Annotated in this window: 19 protein-coding genes; 6 read left to right on the top strand and 13 right to left on the bottom strand. The window is 70.2% G+C overall.

The features are described from left to right. Positions 1-7: 7 nt before the first annotated feature. The gene (locus ND450_RS43935) at positions 8-868 is read left to right on the top strand and encodes a patatin-like phospholipase family protein (RefSeq protein ID WP_253323841.1); all 861 of its coding nucleotides are present in this window, start codon (positions 8-10) and stop codon (positions 866-868) included. On the opposite strand, the gene ND450_RS43940 is transcribed toward ND450_RS43935, so the two are convergent. The 8 genes from ND450_RS43940 to ND450_RS46185 are packed head-to-tail and all read right to left on the bottom strand — an operon-like array spanning position 857 to position 7,441. Then, on the bottom strand, positions 857-2,173 hold the full coding sequence (locus ND450_RS43940; protein ID WP_253323842.1) for an LLM class flavin-dependent oxidoreductase: 1,317 nt from the start codon (positions 2,171-2,173) through the stop codon (positions 857-859). The two genes, ND450_RS43935 and ND450_RS43940, sit on opposite strands and share 12 nt — an antisense overlap. Next, positions 2,170-2,832 carry an ABC transporter ATP-binding protein gene (locus tag ND450_RS43945; protein ID WP_253323843.1) on the bottom strand — a complete coding sequence of 221 codons (663 nt, stop codon included), beginning with the start codon at positions 2,830-2,832 and terminating at the stop codon, positions 2,170-2,172. Before ND450_RS43945 ends, ND450_RS43940 begins: the two co-directional genes overlap by 4 nt. Further along, the gene (locus ND450_RS43950) at positions 2,808-3,641 is read right to left on the bottom strand and encodes an ABC transporter permease (protein WP_253323844.1); all 834 of its coding nucleotides are present in this window, start codon (positions 3,639-3,641) and stop codon (positions 2,808-2,810) included. Before ND450_RS43950 ends, ND450_RS43945 begins: the two co-directional genes overlap by 25 nt. Continuing rightward, positions 3,638-4,660 (bottom strand): ABC transporter substrate-binding protein, encoded by a 1,023-nt coding sequence (locus ND450_RS43955; RefSeq protein WP_253323845.1) that lies wholly within the window; start codon positions 4,658-4,660, stop codon positions 3,638-3,640. The genes ND450_RS43950 and ND450_RS43955 overlap by 4 nt, the downstream gene beginning before the upstream one ends. A 3-nt stretch (positions 4,661-4,663) precedes the next feature. Then, the gene (locus tag ND450_RS43960; protein ID WP_253323846.1) at positions 4,664-5,146 is read right to left on the bottom strand and encodes a flavin reductase family protein; all 483 of its coding nucleotides are present in this window, start codon (positions 5,144-5,146) and stop codon (positions 4,664-4,666) included. Further along, positions 5,146-6,105 (bottom strand): TauD/TfdA family dioxygenase, encoded by a 960-nt coding sequence (locus tag ND450_RS43965; RefSeq protein ID WP_253323847.1) that lies wholly within the window; start codon positions 6,103-6,105, stop codon positions 5,146-5,148. The genes ND450_RS43960 and ND450_RS43965 overlap by 1 nt, the downstream gene beginning before the upstream one ends. 44 nt (positions 6,106-6,149) lie before the next feature. Next, positions 6,150-7,265 (bottom strand): ROK family transcriptional regulator, encoded by a 1,116-nt coding sequence (locus tag ND450_RS43970; protein WP_253323848.1) that lies wholly within the window; start codon positions 7,263-7,265, stop codon positions 6,150-6,152. A gap of 41 nt (positions 7,266-7,306) precedes the next feature. Further along, complete coding sequence (locus ND450_RS46185; RefSeq protein ID WP_371927596.1) at positions 7,307-7,441, bottom strand: putative leader peptide; 135 nt, start codon at positions 7,439-7,441, stop codon at positions 7,307-7,309. Positions 7,442-7,569: 128 nt separating this feature from the next. Between ND450_RS46185 and ND450_RS43975 the strand changes: the two genes are divergently transcribed. Then, complete coding sequence (locus ND450_RS43975; protein WP_253323849.1) at positions 7,570-9,756, top strand: hypothetical protein; 2,187 nt, start codon at positions 7,570-7,572, stop codon at positions 9,754-9,756. Here ND450_RS43975 and ND450_RS43980 read toward each other — a convergent pair. Beyond that, complete coding sequence (locus ND450_RS43980) at positions 9,753-10,652, bottom strand: phosphotransferase (RefSeq protein WP_253323850.1); 900 nt, start codon at positions 10,650-10,652, stop codon at positions 9,753-9,755. The genes ND450_RS43975 and ND450_RS43980 overlap by 4 nt on opposite strands. Positions 10,653-10,715: 63 nt before the next feature. On the opposite strand from ND450_RS43980, the gene ND450_RS43985 reads away from it, so the two are divergent. The 3 genes from ND450_RS43985 to ND450_RS43995 are packed head-to-tail and all read left to right on the top strand — an operon-like array spanning position 10,716 to position 13,127. Further along, the gene (locus ND450_RS43985) at positions 10,716-11,285 is read left to right on the top strand and encodes an RNA polymerase sigma factor (RefSeq protein ID WP_253323851.1); all 570 of its coding nucleotides are present in this window, start codon (positions 10,716-10,718) and stop codon (positions 11,283-11,285) included. Further along, on the top strand, positions 11,282-12,169 hold the full coding sequence (locus tag ND450_RS43990; protein ID WP_253323852.1) for a hypothetical protein: 888 nt from the start codon (positions 11,282-11,284) through the stop codon (positions 12,167-12,169). Before ND450_RS43985 ends, ND450_RS43990 begins: the two co-directional genes overlap by 4 nt. Before the next feature lie 43 nt (positions 12,170-12,212). Further along, entirely contained in the window at positions 12,213-13,127 is a 915-nt protein-coding gene (locus tag ND450_RS43995) for an alpha/beta fold hydrolase (protein ID WP_253323853.1), read from the top strand. Here ND450_RS43995 and ND450_RS44000 read toward each other — a convergent pair. Both ND450_RS44000 and ND450_RS44005 read right to left on the bottom strand, forming a co-directional pair. Continuing rightward, positions 13,037-13,540 carry a hypothetical protein gene (locus tag ND450_RS44000; protein ID WP_253323854.1) on the bottom strand — a complete coding sequence of 168 codons (504 nt, stop codon included), beginning with the start codon at positions 13,538-13,540 and terminating at the stop codon, positions 13,037-13,039. The genes ND450_RS43995 and ND450_RS44000 overlap by 91 nt on opposite strands. Positions 13,541-13,590: 50 nt before the next feature. Further along, positions 13,591-15,045, bottom strand: coding sequence for a wax ester/triacylglycerol synthase family O-acyltransferase (locus ND450_RS44005; RefSeq protein ID WP_253323855.1), 1,455 nt, complete (start codon positions 15,043-15,045; stop codon positions 13,591-13,593). Between the two features lie 221 nt (positions 15,046-15,266). Between ND450_RS44005 and ND450_RS44010 the strand changes: the two genes are divergently transcribed. Beyond that, entirely contained in the window at positions 15,267-16,085 is an 819-nt protein-coding gene (locus ND450_RS44010) for a triacylglycerol lipase (protein ID WP_143091526.1), read from the top strand. A gap of 72 nt (positions 16,086-16,157) precedes the next feature. Here ND450_RS44010 and ND450_RS44015 read toward each other — a convergent pair whose 3' ends face one another. Together ND450_RS44015 and ND450_RS44020 are read right to left on the bottom strand one after the other, a co-directional pair. Beyond that, complete coding sequence (locus ND450_RS44015; protein ID WP_253323856.1) at positions 16,158-17,291, bottom strand: hypothetical protein; 1,134 nt, start codon at positions 17,289-17,291, stop codon at positions 16,158-16,160. Positions 17,292-17,586: 295 nt separating this feature from the next. After that, complete coding sequence (locus ND450_RS44020) at positions 17,587-18,366, bottom strand: helix-turn-helix transcriptional regulator (protein ID WP_253323857.1); 780 nt, start codon at positions 18,364-18,366, stop codon at positions 17,587-17,589. Position 18,367: the final 1 nt, after the last annotated feature.

Genomic DNA, 18,367 nt, shown 5'->3' on the forward strand with positions numbered 1-18,367 from the left:
ACCGGACGTGACGATCGAACTGCCTGGACCAGTCGCCTTCGTGCTCGGAGGCGGGGGAAGCCTCGGTGCCGCGCAGGTCGGCATGCTGCGCGCGTTGCGGGAGCACGGCGTGCGGCCCGACCTGGTCGTCGGCACGTCGGTCGGGTCGGTCAACGGCTCGTTGCTCGCCCTGGACCCGGACAAGGCGGCGGAACGGCTCGCGGTGCTGTGGGAGGGCATGACGCGGCAGCGGGTGTTCCCCGGCGGGCCGATCGCACAGCTGAGGTCGTTGCGCACCAACAAGACCTACCTCTTCCCGAACACCGGGCTCGCCTCGGTGCTCGCGGACGGGCTCGACGGCTGTGCCGACTTCGCCGGCCTCGCGCTGCCGTTCGGGGCGGTGTCGGTGAACGGCGTGACCGGTGAGGCCGTGAACATCACCGAGGGCGAGCTGATACCCGCGATCCTCGCCAGCGCGGCGATCCCGGGCGTGTACCCGCCGGTGCGCATCGGCGACCAGGTGCTCTACGACGGCGGTGTGCTGGCGAACGTGCCGATCCGCCAGGCCCTCGCGATGGGCGCGAAGTCGTTGGTGGTGCTCGACTGCGCGTTCCCCGGGCACCTGCCGGCCGTGCCGGAGACGCTCGCCGAGACGTTGCTGTTCTGGGCGACGCTCGGCATGCGCAACCAGGCCGTGCTGGAGGTGGAGCTCGCGTCGCAGAGCGCGCCGGTGCTGTACCTGCCCGGTCCGCCCGTGCAGGCCGTGACGCCGCTGGACTTCTCGCACACCGCGGAACTGGTCGAGGCCTCCTACCAGGCCTCGACCGCGTTCCTCACGGCGCTGGAGTTCACCGGTGCGGGGCTGTACGGGCACCCGTCACACGGATAGCGCGCCGAACTGGTCGGCCGGGCGGGGCAGGCCGTAGTGCTCGCGCAGCGTCGTGCCGGTGTACTCGCTGCGGAACAGGCCGCGCTCGCGCAGGACCGGCAGCACGCCGTCCACGAACCGCTCCAGCCCGGACGGCAGCACCGCGGGCATGATGTTGAACCCGTCCGCCGCGCCCGCCCGGTGCCACTCCTCGATCGTGTCGGCGACCTGGAGCGCGGTGCCGGTGAAGGTGTTGTGGCCGCGGCCGCCGCCGAGCCTGCCGATCAGCTGCCGCACGGTGAGCCGTTCGCGCCGGGCCAGTTCCACGATCAGCGTGTACCGGGACTTGGCGCCCTCGATCGCGGCCTCGTCGGGCAGGTCGGCGGGCAGTTCCTCGTCGAGTTCCAGGTGGTCGACCTTGAGCAGGCCCGCGAGCTGCCTCGCCGCGTGCTCCGGGACGATCAGCCGCTCCAGTTCGGCGTCGAGCTCGTGCGCCTGCTCTTCCGTGGCGCCGATGACCGGGACCAGGCCGGGCAGGATCTTGACCTCGTCCGGGTCGCGGCCGAACTCGATCGCCCGGCGCTTGACGTCCTGGTAGAACGCGACCGCGTCCTCCAGCGTCTGGTGCGCGGTGAAGACGGCCTCCGCGTACCTCGCCGCGAAGTCCCTGCCGTCCTCGGAGCTGCCCGCCTGGACCAGCAGCGGGTGGCCCTGCGGTGAGCGCGGGACGTTGAGCGGGCCGCGGACCTTGAAGTGCGGGCCGACGTGGTCGATGGTGTGGACGCGGTCGTCGACGGCGTGCACCCCTGAGGCCTTGTCGGCGATGATCGCGTCGTCGTCCCAGGAGTCCCAGAGCTTCTTCGACACCTCCACGAACTCCGCCGCCCGGTCGTAGCGGGTGAGGTGGGCGGGCTGGGCGTCGAGGCCGAAGTTGCGGGCCGCGTCGTCGCCCGCCGTCGTGACGATGTTCCAGCCGGCGCGGCCGCCGCTGACGTGGTCGAGGCTCGCGAACCGGCGGGCGAGGTTGAACGGCTCGTTGTAGGTGGTGGACGCCGTCGCGATCAGGCCGATCCTCGTGGTGACGGCGGCGATCGCGGTCAGCAGGATGGTCGGTTCGATCTTGCCGGAAGGGCGGCGGCTAGGGTTCCCCCACAGCACCGGGGAGTCCGCGAGGAACACCGAGTCGAACTTCGCCTCCTCGGCGATGCGCGCGATCCGCTGGTGGTAGGCGATGTCGATGTGCGCCAGGGGATCCGACTCCGGCAGGCGCCACGACGCCTCGTGGTGACCGGTGTCGTGCAGGAACAGGTTGAGGTGGAGCGTCATGCGGCTACTCCGATGCCGAGTGCGGACAACAGGTGCGTGCGGTCGGCGTCGTGCGCCGGGAGGTCGAGGCCGATGCGGCCCTCCTGCAGGACGACCACGCGGTCGGCCAGTTCGATCGCCTCGTCGACGTCGTGCGTGACCAGCAGGACGGCGGGCCGGTGCTTCGCGCAGAGTTCGCGCAGCAGGTCGTGCATCCTGATGCGGGTCAACGCGTCCAGGGCGCCGAAGGGTTCGTCGGCCAGCAGCAGCCGGGGTTCGCGGACGAGGCAGCGGGCGAGCGCGACGCGTTGCTGCTCGCCGCCGGACAGCTCGGCGGGCCACGCCCGTTCGCGGCCCTGGAGACCGACCTCTTCCAGCACTGCCTTGCCCTTTCCCGGTTTCACGCCCAGCTCGACGTTGTCGAGCACGCGCAGCCACGGCAGCAGCCGGGAGTCCTGGAACGCGACGGCGACCTCGTGGGGCACGTCGAGCTCGCCGCTGCCGGTCACGTCGTGGTCGAGACCGGCGATGGCCTTGAGCAGCGTCGACTTGCCGGAACCGCTGCGGCCCAGCAGGGCCACGAACTCGCCGGGCGCGATGGTGAGGTCGAGGTCGTCGAGGACCTTGCGCTCCTGGAAGGCCCGGGTCAGGCCGGTCACCCGGACAGCGTGCGTCGCCATGCCAGCGCCCTCCGTTCGGCGATGCGCAGCAGCGCGTCGGAGACGAACCCGAACAGGCCGTAGACGACGAGCCCGACGACGATCACGTCGGTCTGGCCGTAGTTCTGGGCCTGGAACATCAGGTAGCCGATGCCGCTGGTCGCGTTGATCTGCTCCAGTACGACCAGCGACAGCCACGATGCGGTGACCGCGAGCCGCAGGCCGAGGAAGAAACCGGGCAGCGCGCCGGGGAAGACGACCTTGCGGACGTACTGGGAGCGTTTCAGGCCCACGGCTTCCGCCAGTTCGACGTACCTGCTGTCGATGCCGGTCAGTGCCGCGTGGGTCTGCAGGTACATGATCGTCGCGATGTTGATCGCGATGACCACGACCTTGAACTCCTCGCCGATGCCGAGCCACAGGATCAGCAGCGGGATCAGGCCGAGCGACGGGATGGCGCGCTTGACCTGGACGGTGCCGTCGATCAGCGCCTCGCCGACTCGGCTCAGCCCGGACGCGATGGCGAGCAGTGTTCCCGTTGTGGCGCCGAAGAAGAAGCCCAGCGCGGCGCGTTGCAGCGAGGTCAGGACGCTCTCGGGGAGCTTGCCGTTCGCGGTCAGCTCGATTCCGGTGTGGACGATCGTCCAGGGTGCGCTGAGGATGCGCGGGTCGAGAGCGCCGGTCGCGGACGCGACGCTCCAGACGGCGATGATCAGCACCGGGCCGAGGACCCGCCCGTACGGGATGGGTTTGCCGAGCCCGAGGCGGGTGCGTCGGGCCGGGGACGTGGGCGTCGTGAGGGCGGCGGGGCGGTCGAGCACGTGGGTCATGTCCGGCTCCGGTACTTCGCGTCGACGGCCTCGGCGGCGACCTTCTCGAACCTGCGGTCGAAGAGGTCCGTGACGTCGAACTTCTCGACGAAACCGCCTTCTGCCAGCAGATCCGAGGTCTCCTGCTCCCACCTGACCGCGCGGTCCCAGTTCGTCGGGAAGGTCAGCGGGGGCTGGGACCGCACGATCCGGTCGCCGTCGGCCTTGGAGACGTTCTGGTCCTTGACGTAGTAGGTGTCGACCCACTTGTCGGGGTTCTCGTAGCTCCACACGGTTCCGCGGGCCCAGAACGGGATGAAGGCCTTGATGGCGGCGAGCTTCGCCGGGTCGTTGAGGACCTCGACCGGCGCCCACAGGACCGTGAGCAGGTCGACGGAGTTCATCTGGATCGCCCGCGCGTCCGGGTACTGGCCGAGGTACTTGGTGAGCTGCGGTTCGGCCAGCACCGCGACGTCCACCTGTCCCGCCTGCACGGCGGTGAGGAACTGGTTGCTGGTCAACGGGATCAGCTCGACGTCGGTGATCTTGAGGCCGAGTTCCTCGAGGGTGCGCAGGACGACCACGCCCTGCGCCTGGCCCTGGCTGAAGGCGATCTTCTTGCCCTTGAAGTCGCCGAGGGTCTTGATCGGCGAACCGGGTCTGGTGGCGTAGGTGTAGAGGGGCTCGTCGCGTTCGCCGACGGCCACGATCTTGGTGGCGAGCCGGGTGGCCTTCGCCTGGATCGGCGGGATGCCCGCGTTGGCGCCGAGGTCGACGGACTTCGCCCGGAACGCCTGGATGACGTCCGGACCGGCCTGGATGTTCGGCCAGTCGGTGACCTGGAAGGGGAGCTTGCCCAGCTCACCGCTCGCTTCGAGCTGCTTGAGCGTGGTGCGGATGGAGATCGAGAGCTTGGTGCCCGGCGGCGGTGCCGTCGTGGGCAGGTCGCCGAGGACCTGCTGCGGGATGGAGTTGCCCGCGGAACACCCCGCGGCGCCGAGAGCCGCGAGGCCGAGCAACAGGGAACGTCGGGTCAGCATCGGTCACACCTGGCCGATCGTGTGGTAGGAGCCGTCGTGGTAGAGCAGGGGAGGGGAGGAGTCGGACATGTCGCTGCCGACGACCCTGGCGATGACGACCGTGTGGTCGCCGATCTCGATGAGCCGGTGGGTCTCGGCGCGCAGCCAGTTCGACCCGGTGATCACGGGGTCGCCGGTGTCGAGGCGGTGCCAGTGGTCTCCGGCGAACCGGTCGATGCCGCTCGTGGCGAACGTCCGCGCGACCGCCTCCTGGTGTGCGGTCAGGAAGTTGACGACGATCGTGCGGGCGATCCTGATGTGCTGCCAGCTCGAGGACGTGTGCGCGATGCCGAACGACAGCAGCGGCGGGTCGAGCGACAGGGACGTGAGCGAGGTGGCGGTGAACCCCACCGGTCCGTGCTCGGCGTCGGCGGTGACGACGACGACCCCGGCGGCGTGGCGGCGGAACGCCTGCTTGAAGTCGGCGCCCGGCAGGACCGCGGTCATCAGTCGACCTTGACGGCGTGGTCGGCGGTGAACGGGCGGCCGGCGAGCAGCGTGGACTCGCGCCCGTCCGGCCCGACCGGGGTGTCACCGACGATCGTGACGCGGTGCAGGGTGCGCTGGACGTCGAGGTGCTCCAGGTCGCGCGGCGCGAGGTGGGCGGTGGCGCGGTTGTCCCAGAACGCGACGCTGCCCGGTTCCCAGCGGAAGCGCACGGTGTACTCGGGGCGGGTGATCTCGGCGTAGAGCGGGTCGAGGACCGCCTTGCTCTCGGCCGCGGACACGCCCGTGACGTGGCTCGTGAAGCCCGGGTTGACGAACAGGCCCTTCTCGCCGGTGACGGGGTGCACGCGCACGACCGGGTGTTCGGCGACGAGCAGGTTGTCGTTGACGCGCTTGGCGTACGCGCCGTCCGCGACCTTCACCGAGCCGCCGTAGCGGTGCTCGGCCCTCAGCCCGTCCACAAAGGACTTGATCGGGTCGGAGAGCCCGTTGTACGCGGCGACGAGGTTCGTCCACGTCGTGTCGCCGCCGACCTCGGGCACCACCTCGGCGCGCAGGATCGACGCGGCCGGCGGGTTCACCGCGGCGGTGACGTCGGTGTGCCAGCCGGAGAAGTAGCTGTACTGGCGCCTGCGGGTCTGCTGGGTGAAGTCCTTGCCGTAGCGCTCCTCGTAGCGGCGCGGGTCGATCGTGAAGATCTCCGGGAAGCCGGTCGGCGGGGCGTCGTCGTGCGGGTGCGCGTAGGTGAGCTCGCCGAACTGCCGGCCGAAGGCGATCTGACTCGCGTGGTCCAGCTCCTGGTTCCGGAAGAAAATCACCTTGTGCGCGTGGAGTGCCTTGTAAATGGTTTCCAGATCGGCCGCGCGAAGGGGCTGGGAAATGTCGATTCCCGAGATTTCCGCGCCGATGTGCCCGGCGATCGGCTTGACGGTGGCGGTCTTTTCCTGAACTGAGGTCATGCATCGAGCTTGCAGTTCAGGGCCTTGCGCTGTCTATTTTGCGCTCACGGAAAATAAGTCGGTTGACCATAGAGTTCGCTGAGTACTACGGCTCCGGCGGCCACACTCAGCACGTTCCTGCCGAAACTGCTCCGAATCACCTCGGTACTGCGTGATCCTATTTCTCCTGTCAACACCTCCCAGCATTCAGGAATGAACATCGAACCGACCTCGACCACGACGAGCACGTCCGGGTTGATCACGTCGAGCAGCAGGCGCGCGGCCTGCCCGACGAGCACGGCGCGTTCTCGGAGGAGCTCCAACGCCCGGCGGTCACCGGCCTGGGCGGCGTCGACCACGTTCATCACCAACGGCTCGCGCACGATGCCGAGCTCCACGGCCCGTTCGGCGACCGTCTTGTCCGCCACCGCCGCCTGCAGGCACCCGGTGGCACCGCACGGACAGGGCGTGTCGTCACCGCGCAGCCGGAGGTGCGCGATCTCGCCCGCCGCACCACCCGGCCCGCTGTGCACCGCGCCGCCGGTGACGATGGCCGCGTCGACCACGTTGCCCACGAACAGGTGCACCTGGCTGGTGCGGGCTCTGGGGTCGGCCCCGAAGAGCTGCTCGGCCCGCGCGAGCGCCCTCGAGTGCGACTCGACCTGAACGGACGTGTCGAGCGCGGAAGTCAGGAACTCCTTGATGTGCACGTCTTTCCAGCCGAGCTGGCTGTGCTCGGCGATCGTGCCGTCGTCCACCCGCCCGCCGGTGGCGACCCCGACCCCGAGCGGCACGCGGTCGTGCCGGCGCAGGAAGGCGGGCACCCGTTCCGCGATCCGCCGCAGCGCCCGCCCGGCCTCCGGCCTGTCGTGCGCCTCGCGCTCCTCGGCGATCACCCGCCCGCGCAGGTCCACGAGCGCCAATGTCGTGTGCCCGTAAGCGATGTGCACCCCGCACACCACGTGCCGGTCCACGTCGATGTCCACCGGCACGTGCGGCCGCCCGATCGTCACGCGAGGGATCCGCGTGTCGACCTCCCGCACCAGCCCGCGCTCGGCGAGCTCCGCGTACTGCTTGGTGACGGTGGCGGCGCTCAACCCGGTCAGGCGCGCGATGGTGCTGCGCGCGACGGGCCCGTGGTCCAGCACGGACCTGAGCACGGTGGCGGCGGTGCGGCTCACGCGGTCCCTCCCCTTCTCGCAGGGGTTCGTCTGATTCCCGGTCAGGCGAAGGCGGGCACGGCACAGATCGCGCTGGCCTGCCGACGGAGGTCGACGTGGCGGCGCGTGCTGAGCACAGATGCCTGGGACACACCACGACTCTGACATCCCGCGCGCCCCCGGCCAAGGCCGCCCACGTGGTGGGACGTGCTCTGAACAGGTGAACGTTCGCCTCATGGCTAACAACCGCCCTGTTGCTTCTGACTAACCCTGCACACCAGATCGCGCTTGGCGGACGCGGTCGCGGCAGAGGAGTGCGCGCGACATGACGCCAGTCGAGATGGAGCTGTTCAACGCGATCGAGAAGAGGGGACGGGTCGACTTCGCCGGTGCGGGACGAGTGATCGGAGCCGCGTTCCTGACGGAGCAACTGCTGCGTGGGAACGAAGACCGCCCGCGCACGCTGGCGTTGTACGACGTGGCCGTGGTGGGTGAGCTCGACCTGGAGGCCAGCGCGGTCGGGTTCCCCGTGGAGTTCGTGCGGTGCTCCTTCGACAGCGAACCGAACTTCGAGCAGGCGAGTGTCGCCGGCCTCTACTTCACCGACTGCCGGTTGCCGGGTTTCCGCGCCTCGCAGGTCCGCGTTCAGGACGGCCTCGCGCTGGACGACTGCCAGGTGAACGGTTGCGTTCAACTCACCGGCGCGCACGTGGCGGGGCAGTTGAACATGCGGGACTGCGTGATCACAGGCGGGGCCGAAGGCGCATTGGAGGCGGACGGGTTGCGGGTGGACCAGGACGCCTACCTGTGCGGCAGGTTCCGGGTCACCGGTCTCGCCAGGATGATCGGCGCCCACCTCGGAGGGGAGTTCGTCTGCGACGGCGCCGTGTTCCGCAACCCCGGGGTGGCCACCGCACTGGACCTGCGGAGCATCGTGGTGAAGGAGCACGTCCTTTGGCGTCGCGGCTTCTCCGTCGAGGGGGCGGTGAACCTGAGCGGTTCGGACATCGGTGGTCAGCTGCTCTGCCACGGCGCCAGGTTCTACAACCTCCGCGGTCCGGCCCTGGACGCTCCCGGTATGAAGGTCCGCCAGCAGGCGGAGTTCACCGAGGAGTGCACCGCGATCGGCGAACTGAACCTCGTCGCCTGTGAGTTCGGTGGCTGGCTCTCCTTCACCGGTGGGACGTTCCGCAACCCCGGTGGCATGGCGATCAACCTTCAGCTCGCCTCGACCGCGATGAATCTGACGATGCGGGGCGGAACCGTGGTGCACGGCAAGCTTTGCCTGTCCAACGCGCGGGTCGGTGGCGCGGTCAGGGCTCAGGGAGGCCTCTTCTGGAACAGGTTCGAGACGGCGATCGAAGCGCTTGGGTTGAGGGTGCACGGTGAGTTGAGCCTCGGCACGCAGTACGGCGTGCGCTTCCGCTCCCAGGGGCAGGTCGTGTTCAGCGAGGCGCACGTGGGAGGCAACTTCGACTGCACCGATGGCTGGTTTGAGAACGAGGAAAGAGACGCTCTGGTCGCCAGAGGAATCAGGGTGGACAGGAACGTGGCTCTGCGCAACGGGTTCAGCGCGAACGGCCGGGTCGACTTCGCGGGCGCGTCGGTCGACGGCAAGGTCGACCTTCGGCACGGCCGGTTCGAGAGTCGCACCGAAGCGGTGCGGTGTGACCGGATTCGCGTCGGTCACGCCGTGAAGTTCGACCACGCCCGAGTGCTTGGGGGCGTGCAGATGCGTGACGCCCATGTGGGCACCGAGGTCACCTTCGACGGCGCGGTCATCGTCGGGAGCCCCGCGCTGAAGCTCACCGGCACCCAGATACGCAGCACGTTGCGTCTGGCGTTCGCCGAGAAGCCTGTCGGACCGCTGGACCTGCGCCAGGTGACGACGGGGTCGTTCGACGACCGCGACGGCGACTGGCCGGAGGGGACGGAGACCAGGCTCGACGACTTCGTTTACGGTGCCCTGCACGACGATTCGGTGAAGGTGCCGAAACGGCTCGAATGGTTGCGAACGCACCACAAGTACGTCCCGCAGGTCTACCTGCAACTGGCGTCGACCTATGCCAGAGCGGGCCGGCAGGACGAAGCGACCGATGTGTTGATGGCGAAGGAGGACGTGCGCCGCCGGAGCCTGAACGGTTTCTTCGGAAGCCTGCATCGCATCGTGTGGCTGCTGCTCAGCCCCACCGTCGGTTACGGCTACCGCCCGCTGCGAATCCTGTGGTGGCTCGGAGCACTTGTGCTGGTGGGTGGCCCGCTCTTCCACGGGCTGGCCGAGAACCCGGACAACTTCGCCCCGGTGAGGAAAGACGTCCAGGACGTGTGGTTCAACCCGTGGCTCTACACGATCGACCTGCTGCTGCCGATCATGAGCCTCGAACACAGCCAGCTCTGGGTGCCGCTGCACGGCGCGAGGTGGGCGTCGCTGGCGTTCACCGTCCTGGGCTGGGTGCTCGCGGTCTGCCTGGTCACCGGCATCGGCCGGCTGTTCAAGCGCGACGAGCGCTAACAGCTCAAGACTCGACCGATGTTGTGCTCCGCGATCGCCCGCATGGCCTCGCGGTGCGGGAAACCGCCGTCCAGCAACCGGAGCGGGCCCTCCACGAGGGACAGGTGCTGCGCGAGGCGGTAGAACGACATCCGGGCCTGGTCGAGGCCCGCGACCGGGCGGTGGTGGGAGCCGAATCGCAGTTCCAGGAACACGTGCTCCCACTCCACGTCGAAGAACATCACGCCCTCGATGTCGATCAGCACCGGCCGGCCGTCCGCGACGAGGACGTGGTCGGGGCCCAGTTCGCCGTGGATCAGCGAGTACGTGGTGCGCGGGGCGAGCACGGCGTGTCGTTGGCGCAGCTGGGTTTCCAGGCGGTCGTGCTCGGCGGCGATCCTCGGGACGCGCGCGCAGCAGGCCTGCAGGTGGCCGAGGGCGCGGTGCAGCACGACGTCGGGCACCGCGGGCGCGTCCAGCGGTCGGAGTGCGCTCGGGCGGCCGTAGCGCGGGCTGGTGTGGCGGTGCACGGCGGCTAGGTCGTCCCACAGGCGGTTCAGGGCCTCGGTGTCGAGCGACTGTTCCAGGAACTCGCCGCCCAGGTCCTCCACGACGACCACGTCCTCGGCGGCCAGCACCAGCCTCGGCACGGACGCGCCCGCTTCGGTCAGCGCGGCGTGGGCGGTGAGGAACAGGTCGCGTCCGCTCGCGTGGCCGAACAACGGGTCGTGGTCGTGTTCCGGCCAGTAATCCTCGGAGGCGCGCCACACGTACGCGATGCCCGTCGTGCCGTCGTCGAGCGTGAGACGGTAGACGCCCTTCTTGCTGCCGCCGCTGAGGCGGGTCACGTCGCGCAGTTCACGGCCGTACGCCGACCGCGCGATGCCCGCGAGATCGGCCACCCCCAGATGTGCCACGCTCCGCAACGCTAGTGAACGGCGCGGTGCCAACACTTCCGGGGTGGGCGGACACGTACGGGTATGACAACCGAAGACGACCGCGAGTTGTGGTTGCGGGCCGCCGGGGGCGGTGCGCGGGCCTTCGGGGTGCTGTTCGACCGGCACGCCAAGGCCGTCTACAACCACTGCTTCCGGTTGACCGCCTCGTGGGCCGAGGCCGAGGACCACCTGCAGGCGACGTTCCTGCTGGCCTGGCGCAAGCGCGGCGACGTGCGGCTGGAACGCGATTCGGCGTTGCCGTGGTTGCTCGCCGTGGCGACGAACGTCGTGCGCAACGAGCAGCGCTCCCTGACCCGGCGGCTGCGCAACCTGCGGCGGGTGGGCGAGGAACGCGCGGTGCCCGACCACGCGGACCTGGTGGCGGAGCGGCTCGACGACCAGCGGCGGATGAAAGAACTGCTGGACGCCGTGGCGGAGTTGCCGCGCAACGAACGTGAGGCGCTCGCGCTGTGCGTGTGGTCCGAGGTGTCGTACGCGGACGCGGCGGCGGTGCTCGGCATCACCGAGGGCAGCGTGCGGGCGCGGGTCAGCAAGGCGAAGTCGAAGCTCCAGCAGCACCGCGAGCTCGTGCACACCGAGGAGGACCGATGACCAGCACGCTCCCTCCCCCGCGCGACCTGCCGCCGGGCCGCCACGCAGGGATCCGCGCCGAGCTCGAACGGGCGGCCCGAGGCCGCCGCGGGGCGTCCCGGCTCACCGTGCCGCTCCTCGCCGCCGCTGCTGCGGTGGCGGTCGTGACGGCGGGCGTGGTGCTGCTCAGGCCAGGTCCGGCGGAGCCGACGCCGGCCGTCCACATCACGACGTCGCCGACGTCCGCACCGAAGGCGCGCGACACCTTCGGTCTCACACCGGAGCGGATCGCGGCGATCGAGGAGGGGTGCGCCAGGTCCTCGGCCGTACCGGGCAAGCTGACGCTGCACCAGTACGACGTCGCCGGCACCGACGGGTACGCGTTCCTCTACACGGACAAGGCCTACGTCTCGTGCCAGATCGGCCGCGGCGGGAGGGAATACCGCGCGGGCGGGTTCCAGCCCGTGTACGTCGGCTGGCTGGCCGGCCACTTCGCCATGGACGCGGGCGGCAGCTTTCCCGGTGGTGACACGAACCGGAACTTCCCGGAGCTCGCGGGCGCCCCCGGCTACCGCATCCAGGCGGGTCGCGTCGACCCGTCCGTCGCGCGGGTCACGTACCGGGCGCAGGACGGCAGGACGGCGGAGGCCAGGATCGCCAACGGCACCTACCTCGTGCGGATGCTGTACCCGTCGACGTGGACCGCCGCGGGCGACGAGAACGGTTCCTCGGAGACGCGGTTCTACGACGCGGCGGGGAACCTGCTCGGCACCGGTGGAGAGCAGGAGCAGCAGTGCTGGACCATGCCCGGCACCGACATCACGCTCCCCGACCACGATCCGATCGGGAAGGTCGAGACCGCGACGAAGAAGTGCCGGCCCGCTCCGGCCTGGGAGTGGCGCTGACAGGCGCTACCGATCTGCAGGGCCAAGCGACATACTGGTTGGTATGACGACTGTGGCGAACTTCGGCGGCACCAGCCACCACGCTGACCTCGGCGGGCCCGTGCACTGGGTCGACTTCGGCGGACCGGAGGACGGTCCGCGCGTCGTCCTCGTGCACGGGCTCGGCGGGTCGCACCTCAACTGGGTGCTGCTGGCGCCGTTGCTCGCGCGGAGGGCCCGCGTCACGGCCGTCGACCTCGCCGGGCACGGCCTGACGCACCCGGAGGGGCGGCAGACGACCGTCCAGGCCAACACGAGGCTGCTGGGCCGGTTCCTGCGGGAGGTCGTGCGGGAACCGGCGGTCCTCGTCGGCAACTCGATGGGCGGGCTGATCTCGCTCTTCCAGACCGCCCACGACCCCGAGCCGGTGACGGGACTGGTGCTGGTCGACCCCGCGCTGCCGATGGTGCTGGGCACCCGGCCGGACCCTGCGGTGCTCGCCACGTTCTTCCTGTACTCGGTGCCGGGGCTGGGGGAGCGGTTCCTGGCGAGGTCGAGGACCGCGCCGGCACGGGCGCAGGTCGACCGGCTGCTGAAACTGGTCTGCGCGGATCCGTCGGGCATCCCCGAGGAGCTCAAGCTCGCCAGCGAGCACCTGATCGGCGAGCGCGCGAAGGTCGAGGGGCTCGACAAGGCGTTCCTCGAAGCCGCGCGCAGCGTCGTGTCCGCGCTCTCGAAGCGCGGGCTCTACCACGCGGCGATGGCGAAGGTGCGCGTGCCGGTGTTCCTGATGAGCGGTGACCGCGACAGGCTCGTCAACGTCGCCTCCGCCCGGGCTGCGGCCCGCCGGTTCCCGCACTGGCGCTACGACGAGCTGGCGAACGTCGGTCACGTGCCCCAGCTGGAGGTCCCCGAGGTCGTGTCCGAGCGGGTCCTCGACTGGATGGACGCCAACCGCCTCAGCACGTCCGCGAGCTGACCGAACGTGAGCCGCTCCCGCAGCGCGGGGGCGGCCCCGGTCAGCACGAAGTGGTCCGCGTGCTGCTCGACGCCCGTCAGCTCGATGCCGCGCGGCAACTCGGGCACCGCGAACACCCGTGCCGGCAGCCACCTGTGCAGCCGCACGTGCAGCTCCGAGCCGACCAACCGGACGGTCAACGGCAACCAACTGACCGGTTGTAACTCCGGAATGTCCGTGAAGTCCACTTCCACGCGGAACTCGACCGGTGACGCCACCAGGACGGCGGGCGGGTTCACGTGCACGTCGCGGCACACGACGGTGGCGCGGCGGGCACGCCAGCGCGACCACCGCACGTCCTCCAGCTCGACCCGGACGTCGTCGACCTGGCCGAGAGCCAGCCCGAGGGCGCCCAGCCGCGCGTCGAGTCCCACCACGGTCAGGCGCAGGTCGTGCTCGCCCGCCTGGACCGTCAGCTCGTGCCTCAGGCCGTCGGCTCCGGCTTCGTGCGCACGGCACGCGGCTTCGCGGCGGGCTTCTTCGCCGCCGAGCTTTCCGCCGCCTCGGCGGCCAGCGCCACCATCTCGTCGAAGCCCGCGCGGATGCCGTCCGCGAGGAGCTGGACGTCCGGCACGCCGTCGAAGTCGGCGTTGATGCCGAAGGTGAACCGGTCGAGGTAGGAGAAGATGCCGACGGTGATCCGGATCGTCGAGGCGACCGGCACGTACGGGAACATCTCCACGAGCGGGCGGCCGAGCATGTAGAGCGGCACGCGCGGGCCGGGCACGTTCGTGGTGACGGTCTGCAGGATCTGCTGCGGGAACCGCATCGCCGTCCGCGAGCCCAGCGCCATCAGCGTCGGCGCGGCGAAGTTCGACAGGTTCGTCAGCACGTTCGCGCCCGCGGCCTGGCGGGAGCCCTTCAGGTCGTCCATCTGCTCGCGGATCGACGCGAGGCGCTTCACCGGGTCCGCCTCGCCCACGGGCAGGTTGACCAGCACGGCGCTGACGCGGTTGTTCAACTCGTTGTGCTGGTTGGACTTGCGCATCGACACGGGGACCATCGTGCGCACGACCATGCCCTCGGTCAGCTCGCCGCGCTTCTCCAGCAGGTCGCGGAAACCCCGCGTGATCGCGGTCAGGATGACGTCGTTGACGGTGCCGCCCGCGGCGGTGCGGATCTGCTTGATCTCGGCCAGGTTCGCGCGCGCCCACACCCAGCGGCGGTGCGGCCCGATGGGACCGTTCAACGACGTCGCCGCCCGCGTGACCAGACGCCTCGCCGTGCTGGGAAGGGAACCGAGGACGGACTTGCCGAAGTCCAGGATCTCGCTGAGGGAACGGACGTTGCGCGCGACGGCGGGCAACGCGGACAGGTGCTGCACCGGCGTCACCACGGCGTCGCGGACACCGTCGACCACCAGGTCGAGCGTCGAGGGCTGCGGCTGCGGCTTCCACTCCTTCGGCTCGGGCAGCACGCTGTCCTGCCGGAAGTCGAGCGTCAGCTGCAGCATGTCCGAACCGGACACTCCGTCGATCATGCAGTGGTGGACCTTGGAGATGATCGCCCAACGGCCGCCCTCGAGGCCCTCGACGAGCCACGCCTCCCACAACGGCTTCGAGTCGTCGAGCTTCTGCGCGAAGATCCGTCCGGCGAGGTTGCGCAGCTGGTCCTCCCCGCCCGGCGACGGCACCGCGGTGTGGCGCACGTGGTAGAGGATGTTGAAGTGGTCGTCGTCGACCCAGACCGGACGCCCCACGTGGAACGGCAGCGCCTTCACCTTCTGCCGGTAGCGCGGCACCTGGTCCATGCGCGACAGGAAGAGCCGGATCACGTCGCCGTAGGACGGGGCCGGCCCGTCGAAGACCAGGACGGAACCGACGTGCATCGGCACGTTCTCGTCCTCGATGAAGTAGAAGCTCGCGTCCAAACTGCTCATCCGATCCACTCGAAAAAGACTAGAGGAGCGGTGCGTCTCAATCGACGTCCATGCAGGTGAGAGGCACTGCACAGCTGTGAGGTTGCCGACGCGTTACATCTTCGTGGCGAATCGAGACTCGAAAGTGCTGGCGAAAAGATCGTTCACGAAACATCATGGACTCACCGGGCGACGTGGCCCGGGGCGCCGGCTCGGGGTTGTCGACGTGTGGGGAGGCTCCTATGTCCGCCGTACCTTCGGACGAAGTCTTCGAAGCTCCTGCGACCTCACCGCTGCACCTCGTCAGAGGCAGCGCTCCCGGCCTGTTCTGGTACCTCACCGAGCCCACCCGCTGCGCGCTCGACGTCGGCGAGTTCGTGGCCACGCGGGCGATGCTGCGCGGCGCGCCGTCCGGTGACGGCCACCCGGTCCTCGTGTTCCCCGGCCTCGGCGCCGCGGACTCGTCCACGGTGATGCTGCGCCGTTTCCTGTCGGGGCTCGGCTACGAGGTCAACCCGTGGGGCCTCGGCCGCAACATCGGGCCGACGCGCAAGGCCGTCGACGGCATGCACGCGCTGGTGAAGAAGGTCTCGGATGCCTACGGCGGGCCGGTGTCGATCGTCGGCTGGTCGCTGGGCGGTATCTTCGCGCGCGAGATGGCGCGCGACCACCCGCACCGCGTCCGCCAGGTGATCACGCTCGGATCGCCCTACAACATGAGCGATCCGGTGCAGTCGCGGGCGATGCCGGCGTTCTCGTTGTTGTCGCGCCTGCACATCCCGAAGGACGAGTTCCCGCCGCTCGAGTCGACGCGGCCGCCGATCCCGGTGCCCGCCACGTCGGTCTACTCCAAAACGGACGGCATCGTCTCGTGGGAGTCGTGCGTCGAGGAACCGGGGCCGCGCAGGGAGAACATCCAGGTGTCGTCCTCACACCTGGGCTACGGCTTCAACTCCAGCGTGCTGTGGGTCGTCGCGGACCGGCTGGCGCAGGCGGAGGGCACGTGGGCGCCCTTCGCTGCTCCTCCCGGTATGGCCCGCCTGTATCCGCGGGCGGCCTGAAACCCCTGTGACGCCCGGAAAGCGGGTGGGACTTCGGTCCCCACCCGCTCACCAGGTGATGGCCTCAGCCGATCAGGCGTCCACCACCTCGCTCAGGCTCGTCGCCACCGCGTCGCCGCCGTGGCCACCGTGGCCGGTGTTGCCGCCGTGGGTGTTGCTGTTGTTGGTCGCGTTGCCGGTGTCGCCCGTGCCCGTCCAGCCGGAGTCGCCCGAGTCCGTGCCGGTCACACACGTCGAGTGCACGCACATGACCATGGCGGAGTTGTGCCCGGTGTCGCCGGAATCGCCGCTGTCGCCCGAGTCGCCGGTGGTGGCGGTGTTGGTGCTGTCGGCGTCGCCGCCCTCGCCGGAGTTCCCGCCGTTGCCGGCCACCGCGGCCGCCGTGGCGCCGGACTCGTCGTTCCCGCCGTTCTCGTCGTCGTCCCACTCGGTCGCGGTGGAGCTGTCCGCTGCCGCGTCGGCGTCGCCGCCGTTGCCGCCACTGCCCGTGTTGCCGCCGTGGGTGTTGCTGTTGTTGATCGCGTCGCCGGTGTCGCCCGTGCCCGTCCAGCCGGAGTCGCCCGAGTCGGTGCCCGTCAGGCAGACCGAGTGCACGCACATGACCATGGCGGAGTTGTGCCCGGTGTCGCCGGAGTCACCGCTGTCGCCCGAGTCGCCGGTGGTGGCGGTGTTGGTGCTGTCGGCGTCGCCGCCCTCACCGGAGTTCCCGCCGTCGCCTGCTTCGGCGGCCGCGGTCGAGGAGTCGGAGTCACCGTGGCCGTAGCCGTGGTCCCCGCCCTTGCCCTCGTCCTCGTCGCCTTCCTCGTCCGAGTCCTCGTCCCAGGTGGTCGTGGCCGAGTCCGCCTCGGCGACGGCGTCGCCGCCGTCGCCTCCGCTGCCGGTGTCGCCGCCCTCGGTGTTGCTGTTGTTCGCGGCGTGACCGGTGTCGCCGGTCGGCGTGTCCTCGTCGTCGGAATCGCCGGAGTCGCCGGTGGTGGCGGTGTTGGAGCTGGTGGCGTCGCCGCCCTCACCGGAGTCCCCGCCGAAGCCGCCCGAGGCCCACGTCCACGTCTGATGGTCGAACCAGTCCGCGGTCAGGTTCTCGTGGCCACCGAAGTCGTACGGGTGGAACGCGCTGCTGTCAGCGCTGGCGGCGGGTCCGCCCGCCAGCACGAGGCCTGTGGCCGCGATCGCGGCCAGAAGGCCGGTTGTGACGTTCTTGCGCATGTTCTTCCTCTCTAGACGACAACATCTCGTTCATGCGAGGTGAATTCGGTGGCTGGAGCCCGTGCGTGCACCACGGCCCGGAGTCACGCCGGCATCCGGTCCGCGGGACGTCGATCTGGGGAAGAGGGCCTGCCACCGCCGCACCGGCGTTCCGAGCACTTCACCTCCCCTGAACGGAACACCTGGTTGCGCCGTCTGGAGTAGCCGCGTTCGAGCCCGAAAAACCTGCGGAACGCGCGCCACCTGAACGAGCGACCGCCGCCATGCCTGCGACGCCCACCGGACGGATGAACCGTCACGCGCAGGGGCGCGGGTCCGCGTAGATCACCAGCGTCTGGCTCGGCTGCTCGGCGAGGTGGAACGCCGTGTACGCGTAGTCGAGGGCGCCCAGTCGCTGGTGGCGCAGACGTTTGCGCCCTCCGCTCTGCGCCTGGACCTCCTGGTGCGGCCACCAGGCCCGCACCTCCCGGCTCGCCTCGCGCAGCTCCTCGAACAGCCGCGTGAACCGCTCGTCACCGGGGTGCCGCGCGGCGAGCGTGCGCAGCCGGGCGAGCAGGCCGCGCGCCTCCTGCTCCCAGTCGAGGACGACCTCTCGTGCCGTCTCGTCGGTGAACGTCCACCGCGCGAGGTTCGGCGCGGGCGTGCGCAGCACGGGGAAGAGGTCCGCGGCGGCCTCGTTGTGGCTCAGGACGTCGTAGGTGGCACCGATGACGTACGCCGGGTTCGGCTGCAGCAGGTGCGGCACGGCGGCGGCTTCGGCCGTCAGCGGTTCCGCCTCGGCCTCCGGCGCGGGCGCGTGGCCCGCGAGGTGGAACAGGTGGTCCCTCTCGGGCCGGTCGAGCCCCAGCGCCGCCGCGAGGGAGGTGAGGACCTGGTCGGACGCGCGCACGTCACGGCCCTGTTCGAGGTAGGTGTACCAGGTGGCGCTGATGCCGGCGAGCACCGCGATCTCCTCGCGCCGCAGACCCGGCGTGCGGCGCCGCGCGGTGGTCGGCAGACCGGCCTCGGCGGGTGTGATCCGTTCCCGGCGGCTGCGCAGGAACACCCCCAGCTCTCGCCTGCGGTCCGCGGTCATG

The organism is Lentzea sp. HUAS12 (genome assembly GCF_024125735.1).
In the GTDB taxonomy this organism is placed as follows: domain Bacteria; phylum Actinomycetota; class Actinomycetes; order Mycobacteriales; family Pseudonocardiaceae; genus Lentzea; species Lentzea albida.

Coding starts and splice junctions, on each gene's coding strand:
- ND450_RS43940 (WP_253323842.1), bottom strand. CDS start 2,173: ATGACGCTCCACCTCAACCTGTTCCTGCACGACACCGGTCACCACGAG.
- ND450_RS43945 (WP_253323843.1), bottom strand. CDS start 2,832: ATGGCGACGCACGCTGTCCGGGTGACCGGCCTGACCCGGGCCTTCCAG.
- ND450_RS43950 (WP_253323844.1), bottom strand. CDS start 3,641: ATGACCCACGTGCTCGACCGCCCCGCCGCCCTCACGACGCCCACGTCC.
- ND450_RS43955 (WP_253323845.1), bottom strand. CDS start 4,660: ATGCTGACCCGACGTTCCCTGTTGCTCGGCCTCGCGGCTCTCGGCGCC.
- ND450_RS43960 (WP_253323846.1), bottom strand. CDS start 5,146: ATGACCGCGGTCCTGCCGGGCGCCGACTTCAAGCAGGCGTTCCGCCGC.
- ND450_RS43965 (WP_253323847.1), bottom strand. CDS start 6,105: ATGACCTCAGTTCAGGAAAAGACCGCCACCGTCAAGCCGATCGCCGGG.
- ND450_RS43975 (WP_253323849.1), top strand. CDS start 7,570: ATGACGCCAGTCGAGATGGAGCTGTTCAACGCGATCGAGAAGAGGGGA.
- ND450_RS43985 (WP_253323851.1), top strand. CDS start 10,716: ATGACAACCGAAGACGACCGCGAGTTGTGGTTGCGGGCCGCCGGGGGC.
- ND450_RS43990 (WP_253323852.1), top strand. CDS start 11,282: ATGACCAGCACGCTCCCTCCCCCGCGCGACCTGCCGCCGGGCCGCCAC.
- ND450_RS43995 (WP_253323853.1), top strand. CDS start 12,213: ATGACGACTGTGGCGAACTTCGGCGGCACCAGCCACCACGCTGACCTC.
- ND450_RS44005 (WP_253323855.1), bottom strand. CDS start 15,045: ATGAGCAGTTTGGACGCGAGCTTCTACTTCATCGAGGACGAGAACGTG.
- ND450_RS44010 (WP_143091526.1), top strand. CDS start 15,267: ATGTCCGCCGTACCTTCGGACGAAGTCTTCGAAGCTCCTGCGACCTCA.
- ND450_RS44015 (WP_253323856.1), bottom strand. CDS start 17,291: ATGCGCAAGAACGTCACAACCGGCCTTCTGGCCGCGATCGCGGCCACA.
- ND450_RS44020 (WP_253323857.1), bottom strand. CDS start 18,366: ATGACCGCGGACCGCAGGCGAGAGCTGGGGGTGTTCCTGCGCAGCCGC.